The sequence below is a fragment of the Streptomyces sp. NBC_01474 genome (assembly GCF_035918215.1).
In the GTDB taxonomy this organism is placed as follows: domain Bacteria; phylum Actinomycetota; class Actinomycetes; order Streptomycetales; family Streptomycetaceae; genus Streptomyces; species Streptomyces aureus.
In genome coordinates this window covers 8487676-8501069 of record NZ_CP109449.1, presented here as the reverse complement: position 1 = coordinate 8501069, position 13394 = coordinate 8487676, and the positions used below count along the sequence as shown (strand labels likewise).

10 protein-coding genes are annotated in these 13394 nt (G+C 73.2%); 5 read left to right on the top strand and 5 right to left on the bottom strand.

Annotated elements, in window-relative coordinates; translation table 11 throughout:
* Positions 1 to 90: 90 nt before the first annotated feature.
* A complete protein-coding gene (locus OG758_RS38830) occupies positions 91 to 1542 on the top strand; it encodes a GNAT family N-acetyltransferase (RefSeq protein ID WP_326714146.1) in 1452 nt (483 codons plus the stop codon).
* Between the two features lie 88 nt (positions 1543 to 1630).
* On the opposite strand, the gene OG758_RS38825 is transcribed toward OG758_RS38830, so the two are convergent.
* The gene (locus tag OG758_RS38825) at positions 1631 to 2842 is read right to left on the bottom strand and encodes a trans-sulfuration enzyme family protein (RefSeq protein ID WP_326714145.1); all 1212 of its coding nucleotides are present in this window, start codon (positions 2840 to 2842) and stop codon (positions 1631 to 1633) included.
* Positions 2843 to 2902: 60 nt separating this feature from the next.
* Between OG758_RS38825 and OG758_RS38820 the strand changes: the two genes are divergently transcribed.
* Both OG758_RS38820 and OG758_RS38815 read left to right on the top strand, forming a co-directional pair.
* Positions 2903 to 3397, top strand: a complete 495-nt coding sequence (locus OG758_RS38820; protein WP_326714144.1) for an Lrp/AsnC family transcriptional regulator — start codon at positions 2903 to 2905, stop codon at positions 3395 to 3397.
* A 35-nt stretch (positions 3398 to 3432) separates the two neighbouring features.
* Positions 3433 to 5136, top strand: coding sequence for a DUF885 domain-containing protein (locus tag OG758_RS38815; RefSeq protein WP_326714143.1), 1704 nt, complete (start codon positions 3433 to 3435; stop codon positions 5134 to 5136).
* A 55-nt stretch (positions 5137 to 5191) separates the two neighbouring features.
* On the opposite strand, the gene OG758_RS38810 is transcribed toward OG758_RS38815, so the two are convergent.
* The gene (locus OG758_RS38810) at positions 5192 to 5677 is read right to left on the bottom strand and encodes a rhodanese-like domain-containing protein (RefSeq protein ID WP_326714142.1); all 486 of its coding nucleotides are present in this window, start codon (positions 5675 to 5677) and stop codon (positions 5192 to 5194) included.
* Between the two features lie 146 nt (positions 5678 to 5823).
* On the opposite strand from OG758_RS38810, the gene OG758_RS38800 reads away from it, so the two are divergent.
* Entirely contained in the window at positions 5824 to 6279 is a 456-nt protein-coding gene (locus tag OG758_RS38800; RefSeq protein ID WP_116500112.1) for an Lrp/AsnC family transcriptional regulator, read from the top strand.
* Between the two features lie 27 nt (positions 6280 to 6306).
* Here the strand turns inward: OG758_RS38800 and OG758_RS38795 are convergent, their stop codons facing one another.
* The 3 genes from OG758_RS38795 to OG758_RS38785 all read right to left on the bottom strand — a co-directional run bounded on the left by OG758_RS38795 (position 6307) and on the right by OG758_RS38785 (position 11185).
* A complete protein-coding gene (locus tag OG758_RS38795) occupies positions 6307 to 9303 on the bottom strand; it encodes an SMC family ATPase (RefSeq protein ID WP_326714141.1) in 2997 nt (998 codons plus the stop codon).
* The gene (locus OG758_RS38790) at positions 9300 to 10463 is read right to left on the bottom strand and encodes an exonuclease SbcCD subunit D (protein WP_326714140.1); all 1164 of its coding nucleotides are present in this window, start codon (positions 10461 to 10463) and stop codon (positions 9300 to 9302) included. Before OG758_RS38790 ends, OG758_RS38795 begins: the two co-directional genes overlap by 4 nt.
* A 95-nt stretch (positions 10464 to 10558) precedes the next feature.
* The gene (locus OG758_RS38785) at positions 10559 to 11185 is read right to left on the bottom strand and encodes a YigZ family protein (RefSeq protein ID WP_266566891.1); all 627 of its coding nucleotides are present in this window, start codon (positions 11183 to 11185) and stop codon (positions 10559 to 10561) included.
* A 172-nt stretch (positions 11186 to 11357) separates the two neighbouring features.
* On the opposite strand from OG758_RS38785, the gene OG758_RS38780 reads away from it, so the two are divergent.
* Positions 11358 to 13334, top strand: coding sequence for an amino acid transporter (locus tag OG758_RS38780; RefSeq protein WP_326714139.1), 1977 nt, complete (start codon positions 11358 to 11360; stop codon positions 13332 to 13334).
* The last annotated feature ends 60 nt before the right edge of the window (positions 13335 to 13394 follow it).

The following is a 13394-nucleotide window of genomic DNA, read 5'->3' as shown; positions in this document are numbered from 1 at the left end:
AACGGGACGTAAGCAGTCTTTACTCATCGGTCACAAAGCGTTCGTGATCACGCAACACCGTTCCTTCACAGTGGCTGCATGAGTCCAGACATGTCTGATGTGAGGCGGACCAGGAACGGCCGCCCCGTCCACCACTGGCGGCGCGACGTCGTCGAGCTCGCCGCCCTGTTCACGGCCGTGGCCGTCGCGGACGCCGTGGCGAACCTCGTCGGTCACGGCCCCGGCGGCCCCGTACTGCTCGCCATCTCGGCCGTGGCGCTCCTCGCCACGGCCGGATTCCACACATGGTGGGCACGACGCCACAACCACGCACCCCCGACAGGCGATACAGACGCCCGGCGGCTCCCCACGGAGCACGCCGGGCAGTCGGAACAGCCCGACACTGAGGTCCGCACGGGCGCCGGCCCGCAGACGACGAACCAGGCCACGGCCACCGCGCTGTGGCGCATGCGGACGACGGTCCGTGACGAGCCGGGGTCGCTCGCGGCACTGTGCACGGCGCTCGCCCCGCTGCGGGTGGACATCCTGAGCCTCCAGACGCACCCGCTGGGTGAGGGCACCGTGGACGAGTTCCTGCTGCGCGCGCCGCAGGAGCTGCCCGCCGCCGAACTGAGCCGGGTCGTGTCCCGGGCCGGCGGCTCCGGCACCTGGATCGAGCGGGCCGACGCCCACGACCTCGTGGACGCGCCCACCCGCATCCTCGGTCTGGCCACGCGCACGGCCCTGGACGCCGCCGAACTCCCGCTGGCACTGCGCCAGTTGCTCGGCCGGTGCACCATCAGGTCACTGCCGGCCACGACGATGAGCGGCCGAATGACGGAGAGCGCACCGGTGGAGGGGGCGCTCGAGGGCACCGTGATAAGGCTCCGGGCCCCCGAAGGCGGCGTGATCACCGTGGAGCGGCCGTATCTGCCGTTCACGCCCACCGAGTTCGCGCGCGCCCGCGCCCTGGTCGAGCTCGACGCGCGGCTCGGCCCGCGCATCCCGCGCAGCCAGGACGTCCTGACGCTCCCCGAGGGCAACGCGATCACCGTGCGCCGGGCCGACTCGAACGACGTGGAGGCGGCCAAGGCGATGCAGGAGCGCTGCTCCCGCGCGACGCTGAGCAAGCGCTACCACGGGCCCGTCGGCGACGCGGACCGCTACCTCAACCACCTGCTCAGCCCCCGCTTCGGCCGCACGCTCGCCGCGCAGACCGCGTCGGGCCGGATCGTCGCTCTCGGGCATCTGCTGTGGGACGGCGACGAGACGGAGATCGCGCTGCTCGTCGAGGACGACTGGCAGCGCCGCGGCATCGGCACCGAGCTGCTCGGACGCCTGGTGGCGATGGCGATCGAGGCGGGCTGCGAGAGCGTGTACGCGGTCACGCAGGCGTCCAACACCGGGATGGTCGCGGCGATGCGCGGCCTCGGACTGCCCCTCGACTACCAGATCGAGGAGGGCACGCTGGTGATCACGGCTCGTCTGGAGGCGACTCCGGTCAGGTCGCGGCTGCCGTACGAGGGACCCCGCGCGGCGTTCGAGCAGGCCGAACAGCACTGAGGACCGGGCCGGCCGGGACCGACTCCACGCGAGCCGGCCCGGACCGGTCCCCTCCTCATTCCGGCCGGTCCGGGCAGGCGGCTCTACTTCACTCCGGCACGCGCAGGCGTGCCGCGGTCGCCCGCCCCGTACCGCCGCCCGGCTCCCCCAGCGCCTGGTCCAGGTCCGCCCACAGGTCCTCGACGTCCTCCAGACCCACCGACAGCCGCAGCAGCCGGTCGCTCACCCCGGCCGACCTGCGGTCGGAGGCGTCGACTATGCGGTGGCTGATGGACGCCGGGTGCTGGATGAGCGAGTCGACGCTGCCGAGGCTGACCGCCGGTGTCACCAGCCGGACCGTTCGGATCACCTCGTGCGGGTCACCCACGGTCTCGAAGGCGACCATCGCGCCGCCGATCCGCGGATAGTGCACGCGCGCGACGCGCGGGTCCCGGGACAGCCGTGCCGCCAGCTCGGCCGCCGTCGCCGACGCGGCCCGCACGCGCACCGGCAGCGTCGCGAGGCCGCGCAGCAGCAGATAGCCGGCGAGCGGATGCAGCACGCCGCCCGTCGCGAACCGCACCTGGCGCAGCTGCCGGGCGAACGCCTCGTCGCACGCCACGACCCCGCCCATGACGTCCCCGTGCCCGCCGAGGAACTTGGTCGCACTGTGCAGCACCAGCCGCGCGCCGTACTCGACGGGCCGCTGGAGCACCGGCGTGGCGAAGGTGTTGTCCGCGAGGAGCGGGACCGTTCCGCAGGAGTGGGCCACGGCCCGCAGATCGAGTTCGGCGAGCGTCGGATTGGCGGGTGACTCCACCATCACGAGCCCGGTGTCGGGCCGGATCGCGTCCGCGATGCCCGCCGGATCGACCCAGGTCACTTCGGTGCCGAGCGCCCCGGCGGTGAGCAGGTGGTCGCTGCATCCGTACAGCGGCCGGACGGCGACGACATGGCGCAGCCCGGCGCCGCTGCGTACGAGCAGCACCGCGGTCAGCGCGGCCATGCCGCTCGCGAAGGCGACCGCGCTCTCGGTCCCTTCGAGCCGGGCGAGCGCGGTCTCGAAGCGGCCGACGGTCGGGTTGCCGAGCCGGGCGTACACCGGCGGGCCCTCGTCGACGACGCCGTCCGCCGCGAACGCGTCGATACGGGCGGCCTCGCCGCGGCTGTCGTACGACGGGTAGGTGGTGGACAGGTCGATGGGCGGGGCGTGCAGCCCGAGTCCGGCGAGGTCGTCGCGGCCGGCGTGCACGGCTTCGGTGGCCAGGGCCCGCCGGTGGGCGGTGCCCGGGCGCGTCCCTGCGTACAGGTCGTTGTCCATGGACGACAGCCTGAACAATGGCCGGGGTTCACCGGCGGAAGTCCGTGCTACGTTCGGCCGATGGCCGATTCCGTCGTACTCGATCCGGTTGACCTGCACATACTGCGCCTCCTTCAGAACGATGCCCGCATCACCTACCGGGACCTCGCCGCGCAGGTCGGTGTCGCGCCGTCCACCTGCCTCGACCGCGTGAGCCGGCTTCGCCGGTCCGGCGTGATCCTCGGGCATCAGTTGCGCCTCGACCCGGCGAAGCTGGGCCGCGGGCTCCAGGCGCTGCTCTCGGTGCAGGTGCGGCCGCACCGGCGCGAGCTGGTCGGCCCGTTCGTGGAGCGGATCCGGGCGCTGCCGGAGGCGAGGTCCGTCTTCCATCTGACGGGCCCCGACGACTATTTGGTGCATGTCGCCGTCCGCGACACCGCCGATCTCCAGCGTCTCGTGCTCGACGAGTTCACCGCGCGCCGCGAGGTGGCGCGCGTCGAGACGCGGCTGATCTTCCAGCAGTGGGAGTGCGGCCCGCTCCTGCCCCCGGCGGCCGACGCCGTCGGTGAATCCTGATGACGCGGCCCCCCACCTCGTACGACGATGGCGGCATGTCAGATTCGCCAGCCACAGCAGCAGCCGTCACCGGACCGCTCCCGCGCGAGGTCGCCGACGCCTACGTCGACGAGCTCATCGCCCTCGACCCCGTCACCGGCACCTACCTCGGTGTGCCCGAGAGCCACAGCAGGCTGCCCGACCTCTCACCCGCCGGTCAGGAGGCCCTCGCCGATCTCGCGCGGGCGACCCTCGCGCGGCTCGACGAGGCCGAGCGCAGGCCCGGCGCCGACCGTGCGATCGAGCGCCGCTGCGGGCGACTGCTGCGGGAGCGGCTCACGGCCGAGCTCGCCGTGCACGACGCGGAGGAGAACCTTCGGGCCGTCACCAACCTGGGCGGCCCCGTGCACAACGTGCGGGAGGTCTTCACCCTCACGCCGACCGCGACGGACGCGGACTGGGCGGCCGTCGCCCAACGGCTGCGCGCCGTGCCGGGGGCGCTCGCCGGATACCGCGAGACGCTGTCGCTGGGCCTGGAGAAGAAGCTCCACGGGGGACCGCGTCCCACCGCCACCTTCATCGAGCAGCTCACCGAGTGGGCGGGCGAAGGGCGCGGCTGGTTCGAGGACTTCGCCGCGGACGGGCCCGACGCGCTGCGCGCCGAGCTGGACGCGGCGGGCGCCGCCGCGACGGCCGCGGTGGTCGAGCTGCGCGACTGGATGCGCGACGTGTACGCGTCCGCGATCGAGGGCTCGCCCGACACGGTGGGCCGTGAGCGGTACGCCCGCTGGTCGCGGTACTACAACGGCACGGACCTCGACCTGGACGAGGCGTACGCGTACGGCTGGGCGGAGTACCACCGCCTGCTCGGCGAGATGAGGACCGAGGCGGAGAAGATCCTTCCCGGGGCGGCGACGCCCTGGGTGGTGCTCGCGCACCTCGACGAGCACGGCACGCACATCGAGGGTGTGGAGGAGGTGCAGCGCTGGCTCCAGAGCGTGATGGACGAGGCGATCGAGGCCCTGGACGGCACCCACTTCGAACTCGCGGAGCGGGTACGGAAGGTGGAGTCCCGGATCGCCCCGGCCGGCAGCGCCGCGGCGCCCTACTACACGGCGCCGTCCGAGGACTTCACGCGGCCGGGGCGCACCTGGCTGCCGACGATGGGCCAGACCCGGTTCCCCGTCTACGACCTGGTCTCCACCTGGTACCACGAGGGCGTGCCGGGCCACCATCTCCAGCTCGCGCAGTGGACGCACGTCGCGGACAGCCTCTCCCGCTACCAGGCGAGCGTCGGCATGGTGAGCGCCAACGCCGAGGGGTGGGCGCTGTACGCGGAGCGCCTGATGGACGAACTGGGCTTCCTCACGGACGCCGAGCGGCGGCTCGGGTATCTGGACGCGCAGATGATGCGCGCGGCCCGCGTCATCGTCGACATCGGTATGCATCTGGAGCTGGAGATCCCGGCGGACTCGCCGTTCCACCCGGGCGAGCGGTGGACGCCCGACCTCGCGCAGGAGTTCTTCGGGGCGCACAGCAGCCGGCCCGCGGACTTCGTGGAGAGCGAACTGACCCGCTATCTGTCCATCCCCGGGCAGGCGATCGGCTACAAGCTGGGCGAGCGCGCGTGGCTGCTCGGCCGGGCCAACGCGCAGGCCAGGCACGGGGACGCGTTCGACGCGAAGGCCTGGCACATGGCGGCTCTCTCGCAGGGGTCGCTCGGCCTCGACGACCTGGTGGACGAGCTGTCCCAGCTGTAACTCCGTTGCGGGCGGCGACTATTGGCGCCGCCCGCACGCGGTCCCTCTCGCGGTGTCAGCAGCCGCAGTTGTCCGAGTCGACCGGCGCCGTCAGCGGGTCGGCGTCGCGTCGCGCGGACCCCTCCCACGTCTCGTACGCGAAGCCCTCCCGCGCCCAGTACTCGAAGCCGCCGAGCATCTCCTTGACCTGGAAGCCGAGTTCGGCGAGGGCGAGGGCCGCGCGCGTGGCGCCGTTGCAGCCCGGGCCCCAGCAGTACGTGACGACGGGCACCGTCCTGTCGAGGAGCTGCCCGGCCTGCTCGGCGATGAGCGCGGTGGGCAGGTGGACGGCACCGGGTACGTGTCCCTGGTCCCACGAGGCGGTGGAGCGGGTGTCGATGACGACGAAGCCCGGGTCCCCGTCGGCGGCGAGCGCCGAGGCGACGTCGGACACGTCGGCGTGGAAGGCGAGGCTCGCGCCGAAGTAGGCGGCGGCCGCGGCGGGGGACGCCGGGGGCACACGGAGCACGGCATTGGGGGTGACGGTGGTGGTCGCGGTCATGATGTCGGCCTCCCTGGCGGATCGCTGCGGGCCGCACGACCGTGCCGCCCTCGACCAGAAATCTACGGTCCGTGGCGATCTTCCTGAAGTGACGATCCCCGGCATCCCTCTTGATAGGCCGGGGATGTCCCTGCTATTCCTGCCACATGACCGGTGAATCCCCGTACACCCCCGATGCCACCGACTGGCGCATCCTCGACGTCCTGCAGCGCGAGGGCCGGGCGAGCTACGCCGAGCTCGCGCGGGCCGTCTCCATGTCCGCGAGCGCCGTCACGGAGCGGGTGAAGCGCCTCGAGGAGGCCGGGGTGATCGCGGGGTACGCGGCGGTGGTCGTCCCCGAGCGGATCGGCCTGCCCATCCTGGCGTTCGTACGGCTGCGCTATCCGAACGGGCACTACAAGCCGTTCCACGACCTCGTCGAGGTGACGCCGGAGATCCTGGAGGCGCACCACGTCACCGGCGACGACTGCTTCGTCATCAAGGTCGCGGCGCGGTCGATGAAGCACCTGGAGGAGGTCTCCGGCAGGATCGGCGCGCTCGGCTCGGTGACGACCAGCGTGGTCTACTCGTCCCCGCTCCCCCGGCGGCCGCTCGGCCACTGACCCGCCGCCGGGCAGCCACGGCCGCGCTCAGGTCCGCTGCCGTACGACCGACCCCGACCGCCCCTTCACGATCTCGAGCTGCGCGTGCACCCGCCGGCGGAGGTCGGCGACGTGGCTGACGATGCCGACGCTGCGGTCCCGCTCGCGCAGGGAGTCCAGGACGTCGAGCACCTCGTCCAGGGTCTGGTCGTCGAGACTGCCGAAGCCCTCGTCGATGAAAAGGGTGTCGAGGCGCACACCGCCCGCCTCGTCCGTGACGACGTCCGCGAGGCCGAGGGCGAGGGCCAGCGACGCGAAGAACGTCTCTCCGCCGGAGAGTGTCGCGGTGTCCCGCTCGCGCCCCGTCCACGCGTCGACGACGTGCAGGCCGAGGCCCGAACGGCCGCGCCCCGTACGGCCGTCGGAGTGCACCAGCGTGTACCGGCCGGACGACATGCGGGCCAGGCGCGCGGTCGCCGCGGCCGCGACCTGTTCGAGCCGGGCCGCGAGCACATAGGACTCCAGCCGCATCTTGCGCTCGTTGTCCGCGGACGTGCCGGCGGCCAGACCCGCCATGCGCGCCACTCGGTCGTACGCGGCGCGCAGCGGCGCGAGCCGTCGCACGGCCGTGGCGCAGCGGACCGAGAGCCGGTCGATCTCGGTGCAGCGACGGTCCGCGTCGTCGCGCGTGGAGGCCGCGTCGCGCACCCTCCGGTCGGCCGCCTCGGCAGTGTGCTGCGCCTCGGGCACATCGGCGGGCGACTGCCGGGCCGCAGCCGCGGTGTCGTCCTCGGCCAGGACGGCACGCACCGAGGCCTCCTCGGACTGGCGGGCGTCGAGCCGGTGTTGAAGGTCTCTGTGCTGGGCGTCGTCCAGGAGGGCGGCGTCCGCGGCTTCCGGCGTGTCGAACCCGGCGCGGAACGCCGCGTCGGCGAGTCGCGCGTCGGCGTCCTTGAGCCGCTTGGCGCACTCGTCGGCGCCGCGGGCGGCGTCCGCGGCGGCCGTGAGCTGCGCGGCGCGGCGCTCCAGCTGCGCGGCACGCGCCCCGACACTGGCCTCCGACCCGCGCGCCTGCACCAACTCGCTCTCCAGGACGCTCTGTTCGCGGTCGACGCTCTCGCGCAGGGTGGCTCGGGCGACGGCACGACGTGCGGCTTCCTGCTGTGCGGCGAGCCTGCGGTCATGCTCGCCCTCGGCCTGTCCGAGGGCCTCACGTGCGGCGTGCAGTCCGGAGGCGAGGCCGCGCGCCTCGGCGTGTCGGGCACGCAACTCCTCGGCCGCACCGGCGAGTTCCAGGGCGGATGTCTCTCCGGCCGTGGCCGTCGCGGCGGCGAGGGACTCACGCACCGCGGCGAGCCGGCTCTCCTGCTCGGTGCGCGCGTCGTCCGCGCGGCGGTAGGCGGCGAGGGCGGACTCCTCGGCGTCGCGTCCGACATGCTCCGCGGTCTTGCGCATGGGGTCGGGGTGCTCAGTGGAACCGCACACCGCGCAGCTCTCGCCGGGGACGAGCTGCGCGGCCAGCTCGGCCGCGATCCCGTTCAGCCGCTGCTCCTTGAGACCGAGCCAGTGCTCATGGGCGGCCACGGCCTCCTCGCGGGCGCGCAGGGTGCGCGTCTGGGCGTCGGAGGCCTCGCCGGAGAGCCGGTCACGGCGCCGGGCGGCCTCCGACTTCAGTTGAGCGGGCTCCAGTTGCCCCGCCAGGTGCTCGGCGCGCGTCGCGGCCTCCTGCGCGGACTCGACGGCTTCGTGGAGCGCGGCCCGGCTGCTGTCCCAGCCGGCGAGCCAGCTCGCCGCGTCCTGGAGCAGCTCGTCGTCGGCGCGCTCCTCGCGGTCGAGTCCTCGGCGCTGCCCGGCGAGTTCCGTCAGGCGCAGTTCGGCGCGCCGGGCGGACTCCAGGCCGCCCAGCTCCTCGGCCGCCTTCCGCGCGGCGGCGGCGAGACCCGCCGCGCCGGCGCCGGTGAACGACTCGGGCAGCGCGGCACGCGCGCGTGCGTCCTCGCTCGTGGCCCTGCGGTGTTCGCTCTCCGCGGCCTCGCGCAGCGCGAGGGCGGGCGCGACGGCCTCGGCCTTGCGGCCCCGCGCCATGCGCTCCTGGACCCGCCGGTGCTCGTCTGCCCGCTCGTCGAGCCGCGCGGCCCGCTCCCGCGCCTCCTCGAACCGCCGCTGGAGCCGGTGCACCTCCTGCACGCCGGCCAGGTCGCGCTGCGCCTCGGTGCGGGCCGCGTCGGCGGCGGTCAGCGCGAGGTGCGCGACGGTGAGCCGCTCGCGGGCGGTGGAGCGGGCTACGGCGGCCCACGTGAGAACGGAGTCGGCGAGCCCGGGGTCGCCGGGCGCGGCGTCGGTGGCGGGCAGTTCGACGATGTTCCCCGCGGCCTGCTGCATGCGGTGTGCGTCGGCGAGCAACTCGGCGTCCGCCGCGCGCACTTCGCTCTCGGCGGCGCGACGCTGCTCGGCGAGTCTTTGCTCGGCGGCGGCGAAGCGCCGTGTGTCGAAGAGCCGGCCGAGGAGCTTGCCGCGGGCCTCGGCGTCGGCCCGCAGGAACCGTGCGAAGTCCCCCTGCGGCAGCAGGACGACCTGGCAGAACTGCTCCTTGCTCATCCCGAGGAGCTGGCTGATCTCCTCGCCGATCTCCTGGTGGGAACGGCTGAGGTCCTTCCAGGTGCCCGCCGTGGCGTCGTACTCGCGCAGCCAGCTCTGGGCCTTGTCCATGGTGGTGCCGGTGCCACGCTTCTTGGGGCGCTCCCACGGGGGCTGCCGGGTCAGCTCCAGGCGGCGCCCCGCGACGGTGAGGTCGAGGGTGACCTCGGTGCGGGTGCCGGGCGCGGCGTGGTCGCTGCGCAGGGACGCGCCCTGGCCGCTGCCCTGCCGGGCGCCGGGGACCGAGCCGTACAGGGCGTAGCAGACGGCGTCGAGGACGGAGGTCTTGCCGGCGCCGGTCGGGCCGTGCAGCAGGAAGAGGCCCGCCGAGGAGAGGTCGTCGAAATCGACTTCCTGGCTTGCCCCGAAGGGCCCGAAGGCGGTGATCCGCAGCCGGTGGAGCCTCATCGGGCGACCTCGCGCCGGGTGTCGTCGATGCGCACGGCGTCGAGTGCCTCGCGCAGGACGGCGCGCTCGCGTTCGTCAGGTCCGGCGCCGCGCACGTGGGTCACGAAGTCCTCCGCGATCTGATGGTCGTCGCGCCCCTTGAGGCGCTGCGCGTACGAGACGTCGGGGTCCTCGGGGGCGCGCTGCGGGTCGAAGGCGAGGCTGAGGGTGTGCGGGAACCGCTCGGCGAGGCGGGCCATGGGGTCGTCGGGCCTGACCGGGTCGGTGAGCGTGGCCTCGACCCAGGACTCCTCGTGCGCGGTGAGGTCCGGGCGCGCGAGCAGGTCCGCGAGGTCCCCGCGGATCCGGGCGAGCGGCCTGGGCACCGGGCAGTCGACGCGCTCGACGGCGGCGAAGCCGTGCGCGTCCAGGTCGACGAGCCACATGCTCTTGCGGTGGTCGGCCTCGGAGAAGGAGTACGGGAGCGGCGAGCCGGAGTAGCGCACGCGCTCGGAGATGACCTGGCTGCCGTGCAGATGCCCGAGCGCCACGTAGTCGACGCCGTCGAAGACGCCGGAGGGGACGGCGGCGACTCCGCCGACGGTGATGTCGCGCTCACTGTCGCTGGCCTCGCCGCCGGTGACGAAGGCGTGTGCGAGGACGACGGACCGGGTCCCTGCCGGTCGCTCGGCGAGATCGGCCCGCACCCGGTCCATGGCTGCGGCCAGGACGGCCTCGTGGCCCGGCTTCGACACCCCGAACTCGTCCTTCACCAGAGCCGGTTCGAGATAGGGCAGCCCGTAGAAGGCCACGTCACCGGTGGCGTCCGGGATCAGCACGGGGGTCGCGCACGCGCCGGGGTCGGTACGCAGGTGGATGCCGGCGCGGCCGATGAGCCCGGCGCCGACGCCGAGGCGGCGCGCCGAGTCGTGGTTCCCGGAGATCATCACCGTGGGGATGCCCTGGTCTGCGAGGCGGTGCAGGGCGTCGTCGAACAGCTCGACCGCGGCGAGGGGCGGCACCGCGCGGTCGTACACGTCGCCCGACACGACCACCGCGTCGACGTCCTGCTCACGGACGGTCGCGACGAGGTGACCGATGAACTCGGCCTGGGCGCCGAGCATGTTCACCCGGTGAAACGCCCGGCCGAGATGCCAGTCGGAAGTGTGCAGCAGCCTCATGATCCCCGAGACTAACGGGCGGGTCGGACATCACGGGCGGCTACCGGCGTATCGGTACCTGCTCCGCCGCGCACCCGCCCCGCCCCCCGAGACGGTCACGCGTCCCCGTACGCCTCTCCCCCGAGCTCGAACTCCGCGGTACCGGCGGTGACATCGGCCAGCCACGCGCGGAACGCGTCCACGTCGGCGTCCGGCAGACCGATCTCGATCGTGACCGCCTCCCCGTAATGGACGTCACGCACCTCACGTCCCGTGGACCGCAGATCGTTCTGCACCTTGCCGGCGCGCTGGTGGTCGACGGTGACGGTGGCGAGCCGGAAACGGCGCCGGGTGAGGGTGCCCAGCGCGTCGAGCGCCTCGCCGACGGCTCCTCCGTAGGCGCGGATGAGGCCACCCGCGCCGAGCTTCACGCCTCCGTAGTAGCGGGTCACGACGGCGACGACGTACCGCATCTCGCGGCGCGTGAGCATCTGGAGCATGGGGACGCCGGCCGTGCCGCCCGGCTCGCCGTCGTCGCTCGCCTTCTGCACGGAGGCGTCGGCGCCGATGACGTACGCGTAGCAGTTGTGGGACGCGGTGGGGTGCTCCTTGCGGATGCGCGCCACGAAGTCCTGGGCCTCGCGCTCGGTGGCCGCGGGCGCGAGCGCGCACAGGAACCGGGAGCGGTTGATCTCGGTCTCGTGCACGCCCTCACGGGCCACGGTGCGGTACTCGTCCTGCATCCGGCCAGCGTATGCCGCGTGCCGGCGTTCGCTCGCCCCCGCCCGTCGCCCCGGTCACGCGGTGGTGAATACTCGCTCGTCGTCGCAGGGCTCGCGGAACGTCCGTTCCCGTGGCTTCCTGCGCGGATGCACCCCCGGGTCCGTACCGGCACGACAGAGAGCAGTTTCGCCCATGACCGGCACGCAGGCCGCACGCGCCGAAAGCACGGCCGTCCGGCCGACGTCCCCGCGATGGCGGGGCTGGCTCCTCGAAGGTCTGAGCGAGACGACGGCCCGGCATCCGGGACCGCACGGCACGCCGCCGGCCGAGCACAAGGGCCACACGTGGTGGCGGGTGATGTGCCTGACGGGCGTGGACTACTTCTCGACCCTCGGCTACCAGCCGGGCATCGCCGCACTCGCCGCGGGACTCCTGTCCCCGCTGGCCACCCTCGTCCTGATCGCACTCACGCTCGGCGGCGCGCTGCCGGTCTACCGCCGCGTCGCCAAGGAGTCCCCGCACGGCGAGGGTTCCATCGCGATGCTGGAGCGGCTCCTTCCGTGGTGGGCGGGGAAGCTGTTCGTCCTTGTGCTGCTCGGGTTCGCCGCCACCGACTTCATGATCACGATCACGCTGTCGGCGGCCGACGCCGCGGCGCACGTCGTCGAGAACCCCTTCGCGCCCGCGTCGCTCGACGGCGCGAACACCTGGATCACGTTGTTCCTGGTGGCGGGCCTCGGCGCGGTCTTCCTCAAGGGGTTCCGTGAGGCGATACGGGTGGCGGTCGTGCTCGTCGCCCTCTATCTCATGCTGAACGTGGTCGTCCTCATGACCGCCGCCTGGCACGTCCTGACCGAGCCGGTGAAGATCGGCAACTGGTGGGACGCCATGACCGCCGCGCACTCCTCGCCCGTCGCGATGATCGGCGTGGCGCTCCTCGTCTTCCCGAAGCTGGCGCTCGGCATGTCCGGCTTCGAGACGGGCGTCGCCGTGATGCCCCAGGTCCGCGGCGACGCCACCGACACGTACGCGCATCCCAAGGGGCGGGTGCGTGACACCCGCAAGCTGCTCACCACGGCCGCGCTGATCATGAGCGGTTTCCTGCTGCTCTCCAGCCTCGCGACGACGATCCTCATCCCCCAGTCCGCGTTCGAGAGCGGCGGCCCGGCCAACGGCCGCGCCCTCGCGTTCCTCGCGCACCAGTACCTGGGCGAGGGTTTCGGCACGGTGTACGACGTCTCGACCATCGCCATCCTGTGGTTCGCCGGAGCCTCTGCGCTCGCGGGGCTCCTCAACCTCGTGCCGCGCTACCTGCCGCGTTACGGCATGGCCCCGGAGTGGACGCGCGCCGTGCGTCCGCTGGTGCTCATGTTCATGGCGATCGCCGTCTTCATCACGCTCTGGTTCAACGCGAACGTCGATGACCAGAGCGGCGCGTACGCCACCGGTGTCCTGGTCCTGATGCTGTCGGCGTCGTTCGCCTCGACGGTCGCGGTGCGCTCGCGCGGGCGCAAGGCCGCGACCGTCGGCTTCGGGGCGATCACCGCCGTGTTCGGGTACACGCTCGTCACGAACGTCATCGAGCGGCCCGACGGAATCAAGATCGCCCTCCTCTTCATCGTCGGGATCCTCCTCACCTCGTTCGCGTCGCGCGTGCACCGGGCCTTCGAACTGCGGGCGGGCGAGGTGACGTTCGACGAGACGGCGACGCGGATCGTCGACGAGGCCGCGGGCCACGGCCCGCTGCGGATCATCGCGAACGAGCCCGACGAGCACTCCAAGGCCGAGTACCGCGCCAAGGAGTACAGCCAGCGCGAGCAGACCCACATCCCGGACGGGCGGCCCGTCCTGTTCCTTGAGGTCTTCGTCCACGACTCGTCGGACTTCACCGCGCCGGTCGAGGTCCACGGCGACGAGAGGCACGGCGTACGCCGGCTGCGCGTCCAGGGCGCGGGCGTGCCGAACACCATCGCGGCCGTCCTGATGAGCCTGCGGGCCCGCACGGGCGAGGTGCCGCACGCGTACTTCAACTGGACCGAGGGCCATCCCGTCAGCCATCTGCTGCGCTTCCTGGTGTTCGGCGACGGCGAGGTCGCGCCGGTCACCCGCGAGGTGCTGCGCCGCGCCGAGCCCGACCCCGCCCGGCGGCCCCGCGTCCACGTGGGCTGACCTGCGCCCGCATCCCTGCGGAATAGGATGTGGCGCCCACGTGTGGGTGACGGCCGGGGC